The organism is Corynebacterium sp. HMSC074C05 (genome assembly GCF_001838325.1).
In the GTDB taxonomy this organism is placed as follows: domain Bacteria; phylum Actinomycetota; class Actinomycetes; order Mycobacteriales; family Mycobacteriaceae; genus Corynebacterium; species Corynebacterium amycolatum.
In genome coordinates, this window is sequence record NZ_KV836284.1 from 133189 (window position 1) to 151307 (window position 18119).

Annotated in this window: 16 protein-coding genes; 14 read left to right on the forward strand and 2 right to left on the reverse strand. The window is 59.7% G+C overall.

Annotated elements, in window-relative coordinates; genetic code table 11:
- Window positions 1–51 precede the first annotated feature (51 nt).
- Window positions 52–2106, forward strand: coding sequence for a M3 family metallopeptidase (locus HMPREF3042_RS03235; protein WP_070856066.1), 2055 nt, complete (start codon window positions 52–54; stop codon window positions 2104–2106).
- A gap of 75 nt (window positions 2107–2181) precedes the next feature.
- The gene (locus HMPREF3042_RS03240) at window positions 2182–2397 is read left to right on the forward strand and encodes a hypothetical protein (protein WP_070429166.1); all 216 of its coding nucleotides are present in this window, start codon (window positions 2182–2184) and stop codon (window positions 2395–2397) included.
- 358 nt (window positions 2398–2755) lie between these two features.
- Here HMPREF3042_RS03240 and malQ read toward each other — a convergent pair whose 3' ends face one another.
- Window positions 2756–4975 carry a 4-alpha-glucanotransferase gene (gene malQ / locus HMPREF3042_RS03245; protein ID WP_070856046.1) on the reverse strand — a complete coding sequence of 740 codons (2220 nt, stop codon included), beginning with the start codon at window positions 4973–4975 and terminating at the stop codon, window positions 2756–2758.
- A gap of 154 nt (window positions 4976–5129) precedes the next feature.
- Here malQ and HMPREF3042_RS03250 point away from each other — a divergent pair, with 154 nt between their 5' ends.
- The 12 genes from HMPREF3042_RS03250 to HMPREF3042_RS03305 all read left to right on the forward strand — a co-directional run bounded on the left by HMPREF3042_RS03250 (window position 5130) and on the right by HMPREF3042_RS03305 (window position 17404).
- Window positions 5130–6962 carry an AMP-dependent synthetase/ligase gene (locus HMPREF3042_RS03250; RefSeq protein ID WP_070856047.1) on the forward strand — a complete coding sequence of 611 codons (1833 nt, stop codon included), beginning with the start codon at window positions 5130–5132 and terminating at the stop codon, window positions 6960–6962.
- 224 nt (window positions 6963–7186) lie between these two features.
- Window positions 7187–7873, forward strand: coding sequence for a hypothetical protein (locus HMPREF3042_RS03255; protein WP_070856048.1), 687 nt, complete (start codon window positions 7187–7189; stop codon window positions 7871–7873).
- Window positions 7870–9033 carry a radical SAM family heme chaperone HemW gene (hemW, locus tag HMPREF3042_RS03260; protein WP_070856049.1) on the forward strand — a complete coding sequence of 388 codons (1164 nt, stop codon included), beginning with the start codon at window positions 7870–7872 and terminating at the stop codon, window positions 9031–9033. Before HMPREF3042_RS03255 ends, hemW begins: the two co-directional genes overlap by 4 nt.
- 9 nt (window positions 9034–9042) lie before the next feature.
- Window positions 9043–10080, forward strand: a complete 1038-nt coding sequence (hrcA, locus tag HMPREF3042_RS03265; protein ID WP_048732700.1) for a heat-inducible transcriptional repressor HrcA — start codon at window positions 9043–9045, stop codon at window positions 10078–10080.
- Between the two features lie 2 nt (window positions 10081–10082).
- Window positions 10083–11213: a molecular chaperone DnaJ gene (gene dnaJ / locus HMPREF3042_RS03270; protein WP_070856050.1), complete on the forward strand. Its 1131-nt coding sequence runs from the start codon at window positions 10083–10085 to the stop codon at window positions 11211–11213.
- A 44-nt stretch (window positions 11214–11257) separates the two neighbouring features.
- On the forward strand, window positions 11258–12037 hold the full coding sequence (locus tag HMPREF3042_RS03275) for a 16S rRNA (uracil(1498)-N(3))-methyltransferase (protein ID WP_070602952.1): 780 nt from the start codon (window positions 11258–11260) through the stop codon (window positions 12035–12037).
- Between the two features lie 12 nt (window positions 12038–12049).
- Window positions 12050–13078 carry a PhoH family protein gene (locus HMPREF3042_RS03280; protein ID WP_005511086.1) on the forward strand — a complete coding sequence of 343 codons (1029 nt, stop codon included), beginning with the start codon at window positions 12050–12052 and terminating at the stop codon, window positions 13076–13078.
- Between the two features lie 16 nt (window positions 13079–13094).
- A complete protein-coding gene (gene ybeY / locus HMPREF3042_RS03285) occupies window positions 13095–13628 on the forward strand; it encodes an rRNA maturation RNase YbeY (protein WP_070856051.1) in 534 nt (177 codons plus the stop codon).
- On the forward strand, window positions 13625–14953 hold the full coding sequence (locus HMPREF3042_RS03290; RefSeq protein ID WP_038626034.1) for a hemolysin family protein: 1329 nt from the start codon (window positions 13625–13627) through the stop codon (window positions 14951–14953). The genes ybeY and HMPREF3042_RS03290 overlap by 4 nt, the downstream gene beginning before the upstream one ends.
- Before the next feature lie 4 nt (window positions 14954–14957).
- On the forward strand, window positions 14958–15899 hold the full coding sequence (era, locus tag HMPREF3042_RS03295; protein WP_052155617.1) for a GTPase Era: 942 nt from the start codon (window positions 14958–14960) through the stop codon (window positions 15897–15899).
- A gap of 4 nt (window positions 15900–15903) precedes the next feature.
- On the forward strand, window positions 15904–16653 hold the full coding sequence (gene recO, locus HMPREF3042_RS03300; protein ID WP_016423113.1) for a DNA repair protein RecO: 750 nt from the start codon (window positions 15904–15906) through the stop codon (window positions 16651–16653).
- Between the two features lie 28 nt (window positions 16654–16681).
- Window positions 16682–17404, forward strand: coding sequence for an isoprenyl transferase (locus HMPREF3042_RS03305; protein ID WP_016423112.1), 723 nt, complete (start codon window positions 16682–16684; stop codon window positions 17402–17404).
- Between the two features lie 30 nt (window positions 17405–17434).
- On the opposite strand, the gene HMPREF3042_RS03310 is transcribed toward HMPREF3042_RS03305, so the two are convergent.
- Complete coding sequence (locus HMPREF3042_RS03310) at window positions 17435–17929, reverse strand: Fur family transcriptional regulator (protein ID WP_070856052.1); 495 nt, start codon at window positions 17927–17929, stop codon at window positions 17435–17437.
- Window positions 17930–18119: the final 190 nt, after the last annotated feature.

Below are 18119 nucleotides of genomic sequence, written 5' to 3' on the forward strand. Positions count from 1 at the left end.
GCCTGTGGTAGTCGCGCTCGCGTTTTCGAGCACGCTACAGTTGAATTCACTATGACTAATGATGCACGAAATCCACTGTTGACACCGTCGGAATTGTTCTGCGAATTGCCAGATTTTGCGGCAATCGATGACAGCCACGTCCGCGAGGCGTTTAGCGAAGCAATGCGCAGCCATGCACGCGAGATTGACGCCATCGCCACGTCGTCGGAGGCACCGACCTTTGTTAACACCATCGAGGCAATGGAGAAGGCGGGCCAAGATCTGGACCGCGTCGCTGCTTATTTCTTCAACGTTGCCGGCACGGACGCCACCGATGTCCGCATGGAAATTGAAGCCGAGATTGCCCCGCAGCTTTCGGCACACCTGGATCAGATTCGCATGCGCAGTGACCTGTGGCAGCGCATCAATGCCATTGACAGCGTTGACGATGCCGCCAACCCGGAAGAGGCGAAGCTGCTGCTGAAGAAGGTCCGCGAGGACTTCCAGCGCGCCGGTGCGGACCTCAGCGACGAGGACAAAACCGAGCTTAGCCGTATCAATTCCCGCCTCTCTGAGCTTTCCACCGCCTTCGGCGAAAACCTGCTGAAGGACACCGTTGCGCGCGCCGTGGAAATCTACGACCGCGAGGAGCTCGCCGGGCTTTCCGACGATGCCATTGCGTCCTTCGCCGCCTACGCGAAAAAGGCAGACACCGATGCGCCGTGGCTGATTCCACTGGACCTACCATCAACTCCGGCACAGCTGGCTGACCTGGATAGTCCGGCTACTCGTGCCAAGCTCTACGAAGCCTCACTGGGACGTGCGGGTGCTGCCTCCGGCAAGTTCGACAACTCCGACATTGTGCTGGAAATGGCACGCCTGCGTGCCCGCCGCGCCAAGCTGCTCGGCTACGACACGCATGCGGATTACGTCATTGCCAAGGAGACGGCAACCACCGCAGAGGCTGCTCGAAAGCTCATTGCAGACCTGGCACCAGCTGCCATTGCCAATGCTGAAGGTGAGTACAAGCGGGTCGCTGATTTGGCTGGCGATGAGACGGTCACGGGCGCTGACTGGCCGTACTGGGAGCGCCGTCGTAAAGCGGAAGAATTCGCAGTCGACACGGAGGAGCTCAAGAACTACTTCGAGCTGCACCGTGTCATCGAAGACGGCGTGTTCTACGCTGCCCGCAAGCTTTACGGCATCGAAGTCGTCAAGCGCGAGGATCTGCAGGGATACGCGCCGGGCACGACTGTGTGGGAGGTCCGCCAGGGCGGAGGGGAGACCATCGGCCTGATTATCACGGACTACTTCTCGCGTCCGACCAAGCGCGGTGGTGCGTGGATGAGCTCGTTTAGGGATCAGTCCCGTCTGCTGGGCCGCCTGCCGGTCGTGGTCAACGTGATGAACATTGCCGAAACCGAGCCGGGAACCCCGGTGCTGCTGACACTCGACGAGGTCACCACTGCTTTCCACGAGTTCGGGCACGCCCTCCACGGTCTGCTTTCCGACGTCACGTACCCGACCTTCTCGGGCACTAACGTCCCGCGCGACTTTGTGGAATTCCCCTCCCAGATCAACGAGAACTGGGCGCTTGAGCCGTCCATTCTGGCCAACTACGCCGTCCACGTTCGTACCGGTGAGCCGATCCCAGCAGAGCTAGTCGAGTCGGTGAAGAAGGCCCGCACCGCTGGTGAGGGATTTGCCACGGTTGAGTACCTCGCAGCGTGCGCAATCGATCTGGCCTGGCACAGCCTCACCGAGGAGGAAGCGGCTAAGGTCACCGATGTCGACGCTTTCGAAGCGGAAGCACTTGCCGAACTTGGCCTCGATGTTCCCCACCTGGCCCCGCGTTACCGTTCCCGCTACTTCAACCACATCTTCGCCGGTGGGTATTCGGCGGGCTATTACTCCTACCTGTGGGCAGAGGTGCTCGATGCGGACGGTTTCGGTTGGTTCACCGACAACGGCGGTGCCACAATCAGCGGCGGCAGCCACTTCCGTGAAGAGATCCTCTCCCGTGGTGGTGCCATCGACTTCATGGCTGCGTACCGCGCTTTCCGAGGCCGCGATAAGGACATCCAGCCGCTCCTCGAACGCCGCGGGCTGTCGGGCACTGATGCCTAGCTTCATGCTTTACGACGAGCCCCGCGACCGCCGCCCACTGGTTATTCCGGTCACCGGCAGGGTAGGTTGACACTCATGGCAGAAGCATTCGACAGGGTAGGGCAGTGGCTTATTCAATTGCCACTGCTTGCGCAGGTCAGCGCGCTATGCGTGGTTCTGCTGGTAGTCGGAGGTTTTGTTGCTTTCGTTCTCGTTGGTGCAATCGATGTTGTCAGCGGTCGTCTGTGGCAGTGGTCGGTGCGCCGGCGGGAGCGTTCGCAGGAGTGTCGAGGAGCGGGCAGCGACAGCTAGCCGATGCGGTAGTGGCCCGCGGATAGCTCACTGGGAGGCCCGAAGAATTGAGCTGGGACAAGCCCCCTTTAAGTATTGGGTCGCTATCGCTGCCCTAAGGTATGTCTTAAAGTATTAGGAAATTTGCCCAACAGGCTAGAGTTGGGTAGTTCGCAAATATTTCGCAGTAGGGAGCTGAGTTAGCATGCATCGGTCGAGGCACTCGAAGGTCCTACTTGCCCTAATCGTTTTGCTTCTTCTCATCCTCATCGCTGGTGCAGTCACCGATTTCCAGTTTTAGCCTCGGTTTTAGTACCGGGCACATAACCTGAAAAATCGGTGAACGGCAAAAATGAGGGATTAGGCGCTCACGAACCAATTAACGCTTGAATCCGGGGAAGCGAGGCAGGTCCTCGACAAGCACGGCCTTGCCCTCGGCATCGGTTAGCGGAATGCACCAGTTCGGGTACTGGTCGTGGGTCGTGCCCGGCTGGTTCTGGGTACGACGATCGCCGACCATGTCCACCAGGGCCTCACACTTCAGCGCGGATGGAGTCTGGTCGAGGAAGCGGTGCAGGCCCGTGACCAGTGCGTCAATTGGTGGCAGATTATCGCGGGTGAGGGACTGAACATCCATGTCCGCGGCAGCCGTGTCACCAAAGCAGCCAGCTTCTTCGGCAGCGCCCAAAACCTTTCGAATCCACTCGAAGTCCCGGCGGTCTTCCTCCGCGACGTCGGAAAGCAATAGCCCCAGGCGTTCCCGCAGCTTGATGTGCTCGCCTGCGAGGTAGCCTGCCGTCGGCGGCAAATCGTGCGTGGTGACGGAGGACAGGCACAGGCTGCGGTAGGCGCTCGGTGGTTTCGGCTGGTCGCCCTCGGATTCAAACCACACAATCGAGGTGCCCATGATGCCCCGCGAGGCCAGGTAGTCCTGCACCCACGGCTCGAAGGTGCCCAGGTCTTCGCCTACGACGACGGCCCCAGCGAGCTCGGCCTCAAGTGCGAGAATGCCGACCATGGCCTCGTGGTCGAAGTACAGGTACGTGCCATTGACTGGGGACTCCATCCGCGGCATGACCCAGAGGCGGAACATACCCAGCACGTGGTCAACACGAATGCCACCTGCGTGGCGAAAGATTGTGCGCAGCATGTCGCGCCAGGGGCGGTAGCCGGCCTCGGCTAGCTTGTGCGGGTTCCACGGCGGCTGCGACCAGTCTTGGCCGCGCTGGTTAAAACCGTCTGGCGGTGCGCCAACAGAGATAGCAGGAGCGAGCCAATCCGCAAGGTTCTCGGCATCCGCGCCGCCAGGGTGTACGCCGACGGCAAGGTCGGCCATGATGCCGATGCGCATACCCGCATCCAGGGCTGCCTCTTGTGCCTGACCGAGCTGCTGATCGAGGATCCACTGCACCCAGAGGTGGAACTGGAAGATTTCCTCCCGCAGAGATTCGACACTGGCGTGGTTGCCCAGCGGTGGAACCAACTCGATATCGTTCTCGGCTACGGCACCAGAATCGGAAGTGGCAGCGCGTGCAGCATCGCGGGCAGCAGCGCGATCCGCGAGCTCACGCTCGGTGCACCACGACGCGTAGTCGTAAATGCCCCGGCCCTCGGCCTCCAGCCAACGGTCAAATTCCGCCTGGCGCGCGCTGGACAGGGGGATCTTGTGGATTGCCCGCAATACCTTGAGCTTTGCAGCGTAGATGGGGTTGCGGTCAATCTCATCAGAGCTGTGATTGAGCTGGTGGAAAGAGTTCGCTAGCGCACGGGCTTCATCGGCCTCGTCCTTGTCCAGGTACCCGAACTCGTCGATAAGCTCTGGCCGTGCGTACAGCGGATTGACATAGCGGCGCGTGGTGGGCAGGTACGGCGAGTCTTCTACCGGAGGCAGCGGTTCTGCGGCGTGCAACGGATTGATGAGGACGAAATCAGAGCCTGCGTGCTGAGCGCTGACCTGTGCCAAGTCGCCGAGGGTAGCGAAATCGCCGATACCCCAGCTGCGGCTGGAACGTACCGAGTACAGCTGTGCCATGACGCCATGCGCAGGATTCTGCACGTACTTGTCGGCAGTAGCGAGACGGTTGGGGGTTACGGCCACATCGCACTCAGTGACGTTGTCGTCGTTGACTGCACGCAAGCGGTGCCAACCAAGTGGCAGATCCTCTGGAATTGCGAAGGCGGCTTCTCCCATCAACACATCGCCGACCTGGCGTGGTGGAACCAAGTGGTGCACCTGTGCGCAGGGCCATTCTGCGCCATCCTCCAGTTTCACAGTCACGCTGACATTGCTGCCGTGCGGTACGTGGACCAGAACTCGGTGGAAGATGCCCTGGCGGGTAACTACCACGGGCGGGAGAAGGCGAGACCACTGCGTGTCCGCCCACTCACGACGGGCATCGTTGATTTCGGCATCACTGGGATCTGGGCCCAAATCGATGTCGAGAGCAGCGAGAGTTTTTAGCACTGTCTCACGAGAGACGTGCACGAGTTGGCCCTCGGTGGAGTAGTAGGAAACCCCAACTCCGACATCTTTAGCGAGGTCGGCGAGCGGAGAGGAAAGGGGAGGATTGGAAGCTGCCTGTGTCACTCTTTCCATCATGCCAGTTTAGAAAAACTTTGCCAGTAGTAAGGCAAATCACTTCGTTATCGAAATATTTAGTGAAATCACAACGGCGCAGGGTTTGATGTTCTAAGTTGATTCCTAACGAAACCAACGACGGACAGAACTACCGAAAGTAGGGGTTTGTAACTCGATGCGTGAATATACTACTGAGGCGAAATACGTCATCGGCGAGGACGAAACGATTATTACCTCGCTGCAGGAGCTGGTGCAGAAGCGCCCGAAGCTGGTGCTTTTCACCCGCCCCAAGAACTTTGAGTGGGTAAATGTCACCGCTCAGGAGTTTTATGACGAGGCAAAGGGGGTCGCTAAGGGGCTAATCGCCAATGGTGTTCAGCCAGGCGACCGCGTAGCGCTGCTCAGTGAGACTCGCTACGAGTGGAACCTGATCAATACCGCTATCTGGATGGCGGGCGCCGCTGTTGTCCCGATTTACGGCTCCTCTTCCTCTGGGCAGATCCGTTGGATTATTGAAAACTCCGGTGCGGTCTTCGCATTCACCGAGTCGCGTGAGCACACCGACCGCATGAAGCCGCTGCTGGTCGAAAAAGGCACCGAGAACCCGGAGGGTGAGTCTCAGCTGCGTCGTGTGCTGGAGATTAACGCTTCCGCTACTGACACCATTAGCTACGAAGGCCGTGACATTGACGGCGACGAGGTCGAGCGTCGCATCAAGGACACCAAGGCCGACGACCTGGCAACCGTGATTTACACCTCCGGTACCACTGGCCGTCCGAAGGGCTGCGTGCTCCTGCACAGCAACTGGCTGGCGGAGGCCCGCGCCATCCTCACCAACGAGATTGGCCTGATTGCCCGTCCGGGTAACCGCATTCTGACCTTCCTGCCGTTGGCGCACGTGTTGGCTCACGCAGTGTCCCTGGCTTCGATTATCGCTGGTGCTACCCAGTCTCACTGGGCCGATACCAAGACCGTCACCCTGGAGTTCCAGCGTTCTCGTCCGCACCTGATTCTCGGTGTGCCGCGCGTGTTCGAGAAGGTTCGTGACTCCGCCTACGCCTCCGCTAAGGAGAAGGGCGCATTCGGTCTGGCCATGTTCGAGCGTGCTGAGGCCACCGCCATCGAGTACTCCAAAGCACTGGATACTCCGGCAGGTCCGTCGCGCGTCTTGAAGCTGCGTCGCCAGCTCTACGATCGCCTGCTGTTCTCGAAGATTCGCGCAGCTATGGGGGACGCCGTTCAGTACACCATCTCCGGTGGTTCGGCTCTGTCCTCTGACCTCGGGCACTTCTTCCGCGGTCTCGGTGTGCCTGTCTACGAAGGCTACGGTCTGACCGAGTCCACGGCCGCCATCACCGTGAACAACCCGGGCGAGCAAATCATTGGCACCGTTGGTCGTCCAGTTGGTGGCTGTTCCGCCGCTATCGCTGATGATGGCGAAGTTCTGCTGCGCGGTCCGGTTGTGTTTGACCGCTACTGGAAGAACGAAGAGGCAACCAAGGAAGCCTTCATCGACGGCGAATGGTTTAAGACTGGCGACCTCGGTGAGCTGACCGAAGAAGGTCACCTGAAGATCACCGGCCGCAAGAAGGACCTCATTGTCACCGCCGGTGGTAAGAATGTCGCGCCGGGCCCGATGGAGGACCGCATGCGTGCGCACCCGCTGGTGTCCCAGGCAGTCGTCATCGGCGACGGTCGTCCGTTCGTCTCTGTGTTGGTCACTCTTGATGAGGAAGCACTGGAGAAGTGGAAGATTGAGCACTCCGTCCCCGAGCACACCTCAATCCGTGAACTCGCTGCCTCCAGCGCAGTTTTGCGCGCCGAGATTCAGGACGCCGTCAACTCCGCTAACGAGCTGGTTTCTCACGCAGAGGCTATTAAGAAGTTCCACATCCTGGACAAGGACTTCACCGAGGAAAGCGGCGAGCTGACCCCGACCATGAAGGTCAAGCGCAACATTGTCATGGACAACTACTCGCGCGACATTGAGGCTCTCTACCAGCGTTAATTCGCTTTCAACCCGCTGTCGATAGAAAACGGCAGCGTGTTGTTACCGCGCTAGCGCCCCTCACCCCATTAAGGTGAGGGGCGCTAGAAATTTTTAAGGAGTTTTCAGTTTTCGAACGCCGAAGTTCGCCGATATTTTCCGGCATTCGCCGAAATTCGTCGAAGTTCGAAAGACGAAACGAAAATGATGTCACCGAGGCCGAAGATGTCGTGGGAGGGCGGGCAATGATTAACCACTTCGATGCTCGGCTACGCCTGCGCGAAGTGACCCAAGAGCTCTACGACATTGGTGACGAAGTTGCCGAACATATCGAGCACCTCGCTCAGGCGGTTGCTGATGTAGATCGTGAGCTGGTGGACGAATGTGTCCTCGAGCTCGCTGACATCGTCGACGAGGCCGTTGAGGACTGCCGCCCTCTGATTGGTGAACTCGATGGGCTACGCCAAGCGTTTACCTCCGGCATTCGCTCGGGGCGCATCGGTACTCTTTCCTCTGCTTCGGCACCGCGGCGTCACCCGCATCCGGCACCGAAGTCACCGGATGTGCAGTCGCTGTCACTCATCCCGGCACCGTTGAAGCATCCGGTTGCAGTCCCTACGGTCACGCAGGCAATGATTGCTCGCTCCGATGCCGTGGCCTCCTACCTGGAGGAACTCGCCGACTGGGTTTCCGCCGAAAACATCCGAGGCGTGGAAAAGCTCGGCAGTGTGGTGCTTCCGCAGCTTTACGCGCAGTCTGGTCGCCGTGCACTGTCTGCTGCCGCTGCCTGGTGCGTCGCTGTTCCCGAGACTCATCCTGCAGTTGCAAATGCGCTGCGCGGCCGCAGGCCTCCGGAGTTCCTGATGGAACGCGCCCGCATCGATGAAATTGTCCGCCGCGTCAAGCAACGTCGAGCCAAGGAGCATGCGTGAGCGAAGCCTCCGCACACACCGATTCCTTCGGTGTCTATTTACACGTACCATTCTGTGCCACCCGTTGTGGCTACTGTGATTTCAACACGTACACGCCAGGTCAGCTGGGCAGTGGCGCAACGCAGGGAGACTACCTCGATGCCATCGTGGCTGAGCTCGAGATGGCCGTCGTAAAGCACCCTGAACTCGCGCGTGGCGCCGACACCGTATTCGTCGGCGGTGGTACGCCGTCGATGTTGGGGGCGAGCGGTCTTCGTCGTCTGCTCGACGGTGTGCGCAACAGTTTTGGGCTTGCCGACGACGCCGAGGTCACCACCGAGTCGAATCCCGAGTCGACCTCTCCGGAGTTCTTCGAAGGCCTGGCCGAGGCAGGGTTTACCCGTGTGAGCTTGGGCATGCAGTCGGCTGTGCCGCATGTGCTGGCCACTTTGGATCGTACGCACACGCCGGGGCGTCCTGCGGCAGCGGTGGCGGAGGCCCGCGCGGCCGGTTTTGAGCACATAAACCTCGACGTTATCTATGGCACGCCAGGGGAGTCGATGGCTGACCTCGATACGACGTTGGAGGCAGTCCTGGCCACGGAGGTCGATCATGTTTCGGCGTACTCGCTGATTGTCGAGCCAGGTACCGCGATGGCGCGTAAGGTTCGTCGCGGTGAGCTGCCGATGCCCGACGACGACGATCTCGCCGACCGCTACGAGCGCATCGATGCTGCACTGAGTCAGGTCGGTTTCTCCTGGTACGAGGTGTCCAACTGGGCAAAACCGGGCGGCCAGTGTCGTCACAACATGCTCTACTGGCGCGATGGAAATTGGTGGGGTGCGGGACCTGGTGCACATTCGCACCTGGATGGCACGAGGTTTTACAACGTCAAGCATCCGGCTCGCTACGCGGTGACCATTTCCGGCGGCGAGTTGCCAGTCAAGGATTCAGAAGGGCTAACGGCCGAGGATCGACACACCGAGAAGATTATGTTGGGCCTCCGCCTGGCCGAGGGTATTGATGCCAGTCTGCTCGGTGAGGATGAACTGGACAAGGCACGTCGGCAAGCGGAAGCGGGCATGGTGGAGTTTGTTTCCGTCGATGGTGGTCAGCGGATTCAGCTGACCAATCGCGGCCGTTTGCTGGCCGACGCAATAATTGTTGACATCCTTAGTTAAACTATCCGCATGTCATCTCAGACGGATAAGCGCAGGCAGGAAGTTCTTCGGGCAATTGTCTCGGATTATGTAGCTTCCCAGGAGCCGGTCGGCTCGAAGGCTCTGGTGGAGCGCCACAATCTGGGTGTGTCCTCGGCGACCATTAGAAATGACATGGCTGTGCTGGAGGCCGAGGGGTATATCCAGCAGGAACATGCATCGTCCGGGCGTATCCCGACTGAGAAGGGCTACCGCCTTTTTGTGGACAACCTTTCGCAGATTAAGCCGCTGTCCCGGGCTGAGCGCCGAGCTATCCTCGAGTTCCTCGAAGGTGGCGTCGATTTGGAGGACGTGCTGCGCCGAAGTGTGCAGCTGCTGGCCCAGCTAACCCGCCAGGTCGCAGTAGTGCAGGTGCCGACGCTGGAGGTCTCCCGCGTCCGACACTGCGAGGTCGTCCAGCTCGCCGACGCGCGATTGTTGCTGGTAGTCATCACCGACACCGGGCGCGTGGAGCAGCGCAATGTCGAGCTGCCAGCACCGATGGATCCCGATCTTGTGCCGCTGTTGCGTGAGCATTTCAACCGTGCAATGTCGGGGCACACACTTGCCGACGCGTCGATTGCGATTTCCGATCTTGCGGCTAACGCCCCGCGCGATTTGCGGGATGTAATCATCCGCTGCTCGACGGTGCTGGTGGAGTCGTTAATTGAGAGGCCGAATGACAGGCTCATCCTGGCCGGGGCGTCGAATTTGACCCGTGGTAATATGGCCGGTCGCTTACCTTCTACGTTGCCCATGGTTCTTGAGGCTCTCGAAGAACAGGTGGTCGTGTTGAAACTGCTGTCGGCCGCGCAGGATTTACACCATGTCCGCGTTTCTATCGGTGAGGAAAACGAGGACGAGGAGCTGCGCGCTACTTCAGTTGTTTCAACTGGCTATGGCACCGGCACCGAGATTTTGGGTGGCATGGGAGTAGTTGGCCCCACATTTATGGATTATCCGGGAACAATTTCCTCGGTTGCTGCTGTTGCACAGTACGTTGGCCGGGTATTGAAAGGAAGTAGCTAAAGTTGGCACGCGACTATTACGGCATCCTCGGAGTGGAGAAGGACGCTACGGACGCTGAGATTAAGAAGGCGTACCGAAAGCTGGCGCTCAAGTACCACCCAGACCGTAATCCGGGTGATGAAGAAGCTGCGGAGAAGTTCCGTGAGGCCTCTGAAGCGAACGAGGTCCTGCTGGATCCTGAAAAGCGCCGGATTGTGGATATGGGAGGAGATCCTCTCAATCCGCAGGACGGTATGCCAGGCGGTGGCTTCGGCGGTTTCGGCGGCGGCGGAGTCGGCGATATCTTCGAGGCATTCTTCGGCGGTGCCGGCGGTACCCGCCAGCGCCGCTCGCGTGTGCAGCCAGGTGCAGATGCGCTGCTGCGTATTTCTCTGGGCCTCGATGAGGCATTCACCGGTGTCCGCAAGCCCATCACGGTGGACACCGCGGTGCTGTGTGAGCAGTGCGAGGGAACCGGCTCGAAGTCCAAGTCCAAGCCGAAGATGTGTACCAGCTGTGATGGCACTGGCGAGATTCAACAGGTCCAGCGTTCTTTCCTGGGCAATGTGATGACCTCGCGGCCGTGCCCGACTTGTGAGGGCACCGGCGAGATCATCCCCGATCCGTGTAACAACTGCGGTGGCGACGGTCGCGTTCGCGCTCGCCGTGATCTGACGGTAAACGTTCCGGCAGGTATCTCTGATGGCATGCGTATTCGCATGGCAGGGCAGGGCGAGGTCGGCCCGGGCGGTGGCCCGGCGGGTGACCTCTACGTGGAAGTTGCCATGGACCCGCACCCTGTATTCGAGCGTGAGGGCGATGATCTGCACTTTAACGTGCAGGTGCCCATGGCTGATGCCGCTCTTGGTACCGAGTTTGAGGTCGACGACCTGCTCGGTGAGCCAATGACCATCAAGGTTGATTCGGGAACCCAGCCGGCAGAGCAGATTCGCCTGTCGGGCAAGGGAATGCCACATTTGCGCGGCGAGGGCAATGGCGACGTGGTCGCACACGTCGATGTCACAGTGCCGACGAAGCTGGACCGCAAGTCCCGCGAGCTGCTGGAGAAGCTACGCGAGCACCGCGATGATGATGCCAAGGTGGCAGACTCGAATGAGCGCCACGGTTTCTTCTCCCGTTTCCGCCGCCGTTAAAACACGCCATCTCCAAAGCCCCCTCCAGTGAGTGTGAAGCACGCATGAGTTTGCCCGTATTTCTCGGTGAGTTCACCGAGCTGCCGCGCCCGGAAGAAATCATTCGAATCCTCGGGTCGGAGGCCAAACACATCAGCGTTCGCAGGCTGAAGGAGGGCTCGGAGATTCTTCTTGCCAATGGTGCGGACAAGGTGGTGCGAGCACAGCTCATGCACGTAGACCCTCGTGAGGTCCACGTTCGTGTGGTTGCCGCTGAGGAACGTCCACGTCCGCGCCCGCACGTCACTGTGGTGCAGGCGCTGCCGAAGTCAGATCGTGCTGAGCTTGCGGTCGATATGATGACCGAGGCCGGGGTCGATGAGATTATCCCCTGGGCGGCCGTGAATTGTGTAGCCCGATGGCAGGGTACCGCGAAGGTCACTAAGGCCCGCACCAAGTGGCAGTCGACTGCGCGCGAGGCAGCCAAGCAGGCTCGTCGTGCATGGATTCCGCCGGTCGCGGACCTGCATAGCTCCGCCGATATTGAGCAACTCATCCGGGAAACCACATCAGCAGGTGGTGTGGCAGCAGTTTTGCACGAGGAGGAAACAGCTCCGTTCGTGGACTTCGCCGCGCAGGCAGCAAACGCTGACAAGGTTCTTTTCATCGTCGGCCCAGAAGGGGGAGTCAGTCCTGGGGAACTCGAGGCCTTCCGCGCCGCAGGTGCTAGCTCGGTAGTACTCGGCCCGACAGTTCTCCGCAGCGCCCTCGCGGGAGCTGCTGCTCTTTGCGCACTGGGCCCGTTGACAAAGCGCTGGGGCGGCGCACCCACGCCTGGTCAGTAGGATAGACGCATAATGACAAAGTATTCAGTAACTGCTCGTACCACTGCCGTCGTCGAGCTCGATGACAATCTCGCGCCGATTGTGGTCGGTCATGCGGATCAGAACCTACGTCTGCTGGAATCTCTGCTGGCAGCGGATATTCATGTCCGCGGCGGAGTTGTGACAATCAAGGGTGCTCCGGCGGATGTTTCGTTGGCTGTCCGCGCTTTCAAGGAGTTAGAGGCAATGGCCCGTCGTGGGCACGAGCTCTCCCCGGAGTCGGTGCGGCACGCGGTGGGCATTGTGGATCGCGGGGAGAAGTCCGCCAGCGAGGTGCTCGGTGGCGGCATCGTGACGCATCGTGGCAAGACCGTGCGTCCCAAGACTGAGGGACAAAAGAACTACGTCGATGCCATCGACCGCTATAACGTTGTTTTCGGTATCGGCCCCGCCGGTACGGGCAAGACCTTCCTGGCCATGGCCAAGGCTGTTGCTGCGCTGAAGAATAAGCAGGTCGAACGCATTATTCTGACTCGCCCCGCAGTGGAGGCGGGTGAGAACCTGGGCTTCCTGCCGGGTACGCTGCACGAGAAGATTGACCCCTACCTGCGCCCATTGCATGATGCGATGCGCGAAATGCTTGAGCCAGAGTTGATTCCAAAGCTGATGGAAACTGGGGTAGTGGAGGTCGCACCGCTGGCGTACATGCGCGGTCGTACCTTGAACAATGCTTTCATCATTCTCGACGAAGCACAGAACACTACTCCGGCGCAGATGAAAATGTTCCTCACCCGCCTGGGCTTCGGTTCGAAGATGGTCATCACCGGCGATGCCAGCCAGGTCGACCTACCCCGTGGGCAGAAGTCTGGCCTGGCCGTCGCCCGTGAGGTGCTGCGCGGCGTGCCGGGAATCGCTTTTCCGGCGTTGGCCGCCGCAGATGTGGTGCGCAACCCGCTGGTGACCGCAATTGTCGAGGCCTACGATGACTACGATGCCTATAACGAAGGTATTGAGCAGGGCGCCGAGTCCCCACAAAAGCGACAGTCCGCCACAAAGCGATAAAGGACGCTGAAATTACATGAGCATTGAAGTTTTCAACGAGTCCGGTCAGGGCGTCAATGAAGAGTCGCTTATCGACGTTGCCCGGTATACGCTGGGGCGCCTGGACGTGCATCCGGCAGCTGAGCTGAGCATTCATATTGTCGACTTGAAGACGATCGAAGACCTCCATGTGCGCTGGCTGGATCTGCCGGGGCCGACGGATGTGATGAGCTTCCCGATGGATGAGCTCACTCCTGGCTCTGGCCGACCGGATGCAGCTAGTCCAGGGCCTGCGATGCTGGGCGACATTGTGTTGTGCCCGGAGTTTGCCGCGGGGCAGGCGGAGCGTGCAGGCCATCCGCTGAGCCACGAGTTGGTTTTGCTCACCGTGCACGGCGTACTGCACCTGTTGGGCTATGACCATGTCACGGCGGAGGAAGAGCGCCAGATGTTCTCCCTGCAGAATGGTCTGTTGGCGGACTGGTACGACGACATCGATCGTCGTGGCGTGAGCTTTTCCGAAAAACCAATCAACCCCAATGCGTTCCCGGAGCGTTCTAACGAGCGATGATCACTTTGGTAATTGTCGCCGTTGTGGCGATGATCTGCGCTGGCGGACTCAACACAGTCGAAACTGCGGTCGCAGGGATTTCCCGTGCACGCGTGGCAGAGCTGCAGCGTGACGAGGTCGCGGGTGCTAATGCGCTTCTCAAGGTCGTAGAAAATCGGGCTCGGCACGTCAATGTGCTGGTGATTTTGCGGACGCTGTGCGAGTCAATCGGTGCAGTGACGCTTGCGGCAGTCTGTCTTAAGCTTTTCGAGCCGGAGCGCTGGGCCATTGTGGCTGCAGTGGTGTTGCTGGCTCTGTTCACCTTCCTGGTCCTCGGGGTGTTTTCCCGCACGATGGGTCGGAAGAATCCATACTCGATTTCCCTTGCCACCGCGGTCGTTCTGAGTTTTATGGCCAAGGTGTTGGGGCCACTGGAAAAGTTGCTGATTTGGTTCGGCAACATCATCACCCCTGGTGGTGGCTTTCGCGATGGCCCGTTCGCCACCGAAGTCGAGTTGCGCGAGATGGTCGATATCGCCCAGGAGCGCGGCATTGTGGAGCACGATGAGCGCCGCATGATTCAGTCTGTGTTTGATCTCGCGGAAACGTCGGCACGCGTTGTTATGGTTCCGCGCCCAGAGATGGTGTGGATCGAGGCAGATAAGCACTGTGGTCAGGCAGTGGCCCTATGCGTGAAGTCAGGGCACTCGCGACTGCCGGTGATTGGCGAGAGCGTTGAGGACATCGTCGGCGTCATTTACTTGAAGGACATTGTCCAGCAGACGTACTCGCGTACTGATGGCGGCCGCGGTGTTCGCGTCTCCGAGGTCATGCGCAACTGCGTTTTTGTACCCGACTCCAAGCCACTGGATGATCTGCTCGATGAAATGCAGCGCACCCGCAATCACATCGCCATTCTCATCGACGAATATGGATCGGTCGCCGGCCTTATCTCTATTGAGGACATCCTCGAGGAAATTGTTGGTGAGATTGCCGACGAATACGACGAGGCCGAGCAGGCCCCCATCGAACCGCTGGGGGATGCCTCCTACCGCGTGCAGGCGCGCCTCAGCTTGGGCGAGCTCATTGAGCTTTACGACGAAGCCCACGGGCGCCAACTCGTTTTCGATGATGAGGTCACCGATGAGGTGGATACGGTCTCCGGTCTGTTGGCCTATGCGCTTGGACGTGTGCCACTACCCGGTTCGTACGTAGAATATGCAGGACTGAAGTTTACCGCCGAGGGCTCGCGTGACCGTCGTGGTCGTATGCGGGTACGCACTGTGGTGGTGGAGCCGACTGCGGAGTTCTACTCCGAGGAAGAAGATACTGATGGGCAATCTTGATGACATGCTGGCCAATGCCGGACTTGGCGGCGATGCTGATGATTACAGCGCGCCGGAGGGCTTTCGCTCCGGGTTCGTTTCCATTGTGGGACGTCCGAACACGGGTAAGTCCACGCTGACCAATTCCCTGGTGGGCGAGAAGATCGCTATTACCGCTAACCAGCCGGAAACCACGCGTCACCCGGTGCGCGGTGTGGTTCACCGCGAGAACTGTCAGATTGTTGTCGTGGATACGCCCGGTCTGCACAAGCCACGCACGCTGCTCGGTGAGCGCCTCAATGACATGGTTCAGGAGACCTATTCCGATGTGGATCTGGTCGCGATGGTCGTGCCTGCCGACGAGAAAATTGGCCCCGGTGACCGTTGGATCTACGAGAACGTCTCCAAAGGCTGCAAGAACATCATGGGCATTGTGTCCAAGGTGGATAAGGTCTCTCGCGACACCATTATCGAGCGCCTGATTGAGCTGCAGGAGTTGCTCGGTCCGGATGCTGAGCTGGTGCCACTGTCGTCGAAGTCCGGCGAGAACATCAACACGCTGATTGATGTAATGGCTTCCCAGTTGCCGGAGGGACCGCGACTGTACCCAAAGGGGCACATCACCGATGAGGATCTGCACACTCGGATGGCAGAGCTCATCCGCGAGGCGGCCCTCGGCGGTCTGCGCGATGAGTTGCCGCACTCTGTGGCAGTCCAGATTGATGAGGTGCTACCAAGCCAGGACCGCGAAGGCGTCCTGGACGTCCACGCCGTTATCTATGTCGAGCGTTCGGGGCAGAAGTCCATTCTCATGGGGCGCGACGGTCGACGCATGGGCACCACCATTCACAAGGCTCGTAAGGAACTCATCGCGTTGCTTGGCCAGAATGTTTACCTTGACTTGCGCGTGAAAGTGTTGAAGGACTGGCAGTCGGACCCGAAGCAGCTGGGCAAGTTGGGATTCTAAAAAATTGGTCGAGCCGTATCGCGACCGTGCGCTGGTCGTACGCCGCTACGACCTCGGCGAAGCCGACCGCATCATCGTCCTTTTCACCCGCGACCACGGCCTAGTCCGCGGTGTCGCCAAAGGCGTGCGCCGAGCGAAGAGCCGCTTCGGCTCCCGCCTGTCACCATTCGTCGACGTGGATGTCAACATCTACCCACGCCGGGGGCTGTCCACTATCGCAGGCGCAGATACCGTGCGCACGTGGGCGGCACCGCTTGTCGACGACTATGCGCGCTACACCTGTGCGTGTGCAGTCCTGGACGTCGCCGAACGTATTGTCGGTGAGGAACAAGTGCCGGCTCCCGAATTGTGGGATCTCACCACCCAATCGCTCGACGACGTTGCGGCCGGTCGCCATCGCCCCGATTTGTTGTTGACCTCCTACATCCTGCGGGCAATGGCACAGGCCGGTTGGCAGCCAAGCCTCTTTGAATGCGCGGGCTGTGGCAAAGCCGGGCCTCATCATGCGTTTTCTCCCGCACTGGGTGGAGCAGTGTGCACCAACTGTAGGCCACCGGGCGCAGATACTCCGCCGACCGAGGTTCTGCATCTGATGTGGCAGCTCGCTCATGAGCAATGGGCGGGCATCGATACGTCGTCAAGCGAATTTGAGGGGCGGATGGCGACGGCGCGTACCCTAACGGCGAAGTACCTGCAGTACTACCTGGGCCGCCGGGTGCCGGCGCTGGAACATGTGGATGCTTTTTGGCAGTAAATAGTGGCGGTGGGGCACAATAGGAAGCGTGTTGAATCCTCCTGTACCGCAGCAATTCGTGCCCAATCACATCGCGCTTGTGATGGACGGCAATGGTAGATGGGCCGAGCAGCGTGGGCTCAAGCGCACCGAGGGGCACAAGCGCGGTGAAGCCGTGCTGATGGAGTGCGTCGATGCTTGTTTGGAGATGGGCGTTAAGCACCTGTCGGCCTACGCATTTTCCACTGAGAATTGGCGCCGTTCTGTCGATGAGGTCCGATTCCTGATGGGCTTTAATCGTGATGTGCTGCGCCGACGCCGTGATGAATTGGATTCGAAGAACGTTCGCGTGCGTTGGGCAGGGCGTCGTCCGCGCCTGTGGCGCTCGGTGATTAAGGAGCTTGAGATCGCCGAGGAACAGACGAAGGACAATGACGCGCTAACTCTGTATATGTGCGTCAACTACGGTGGTCGCGCTGAGATTGTTGACGCTGCTAGAGAGATTGCTCGTCAAGCAGCAGCGGGGGAGCTCAGCGAATATGACTTGACTGAGAAGTCTTTCGCACAGTTCCTGGATGAGCCGACTATGCCGGATGTTGATTTGTTCCTGCGTCCGTCGGGTGAGCAGCGCACGTCCAACTTCTTGATCTGGCAGTCCGCGTATGCGGAGATGGTCTATCAGGACAAGCTTTTCCCGGATTTCGGTCGGGATGACATGCGCGCCGCAGTGGTGGAGTACGCCAAGCGCGACCGTAGGTTCGGCAAGGCCTAGAGCCGGTATTTTTCGGGGAGGGGAGCCGGGCTACTTCTTCTGGCAGTCCCTGCACAGGCCGAAGACCTCGGCAGTGTGTCCGGTCAGATTAAAGCCGTGCTCCTCTGCCAGGTTGTGAGCCCACTGCTCGACGGGTCCGCCAGCGACTTCAACGGTGCTGCCGCAATCGGTGCAGACTAGGTGATGATGGTGGTGGTCACCGCACAGCCGGTAGAGAGCCTCCCCGGAGGCATTGTGCAGAACATCGACAATGTCCATTTCTGCAAGGGACTGGAGCGTCCGATAGACCGTCGTCAAGCCGACCTTGTCCCCACGTTCCGTCAGTGACTTATGAATGTCAGCAGCGGAGCGAAAATTAGGAGCTTCACTCATAATCGACACGACGGCGCGGCGTTGGCGAGTACTGCGCTGGCCGATGCGCGTTGCGGCCGGCCGCGCGGAGGCGTGCGCCCCGGGGCTAGCGGAGGAGCCCGTACCACGTGGGTTTTCGCCAGAACTAACTTCGTGCATATCTTCGCCAGCCATGTAAACGACACTACCCGGTATCGGTTGGGCAAGATGCGCTAGAGTATAGGGGAACTTTTAACTGGCCTCTCGGGGTCAGTACATTTTGCTTTTCATTACGTCGTTCGCCGCACGGAACGGGCCGAATCGAGTGTCCGGAAAAGGCGTGTGGTGTGCGATGCGAAGCCATTTATAAGGAGTGGTCTAGACC

Excerpts from the sequence above, each read along its gene's own strand:
- HMPREF3042_RS03290 (WP_038626034.1), top strand. The coding sequence starts at position 13,625 with ATGATCACTTTGGTAATTGTCGCCGTTGTGGCGATGATCTGCGCTGGC.
- HMPREF3042_RS03250 (WP_070856047.1), top strand. The coding sequence starts at position 5,130 with ATGCGTGAATATACTACTGAGGCGAAATACGTCATCGGCGAGGACGAA.
- hrcA (WP_048732700.1), top strand. The coding sequence starts at position 9,043 with ATGTCATCTCAGACGGATAAGCGCAGGCAGGAAGTTCTTCGGGCAATT.
- HMPREF3042_RS03235 (WP_070856066.1), top strand. The coding sequence starts at position 52 with ATGACTAATGATGCACGAAATCCACTGTTGACACCGTCGGAATTGTTC.
- HMPREF3042_RS03310 (WP_070856052.1), bottom strand. The coding sequence starts at position 17,929 with ATGGCTGGCGAAGATATGCACGAAGTTAGTTCTGGCGAAAACCCACGT.
- HMPREF3042_RS03240 (WP_070429166.1), top strand. The coding sequence starts at position 2,182 with ATGGCAGAAGCATTCGACAGGGTAGGGCAGTGGCTTATTCAATTGCCA.
- HMPREF3042_RS03275 (WP_070602952.1), top strand. The coding sequence starts at position 11,258 with ATGAGTTTGCCCGTATTTCTCGGTGAGTTCACCGAGCTGCCGCGCCCG.
- era (WP_052155617.1), top strand. The coding sequence starts at position 14,958 with ATGCTGGCCAATGCCGGACTTGGCGGCGATGCTGATGATTACAGCGCG.
- HMPREF3042_RS03255 (WP_070856048.1), top strand. The coding sequence starts at position 7,187 with ATGATTAACCACTTCGATGCTCGGCTACGCCTGCGCGAAGTGACCCAA.
- malQ (WP_070856046.1), bottom strand. The coding sequence starts at position 4,975 with ATGATGGAAAGAGTGACACAGGCAGCTTCCAATCCTCCCCTTTCCTCT.
- ybeY (WP_070856051.1), top strand. The coding sequence starts at position 13,095 with ATGAGCATTGAAGTTTTCAACGAGTCCGGTCAGGGCGTCAATGAAGAG.
- HMPREF3042_RS03280 (WP_005511086.1), top strand. The coding sequence starts at position 12,050 with ATGACAAAGTATTCAGTAACTGCTCGTACCACTGCCGTCGTCGAGCTC.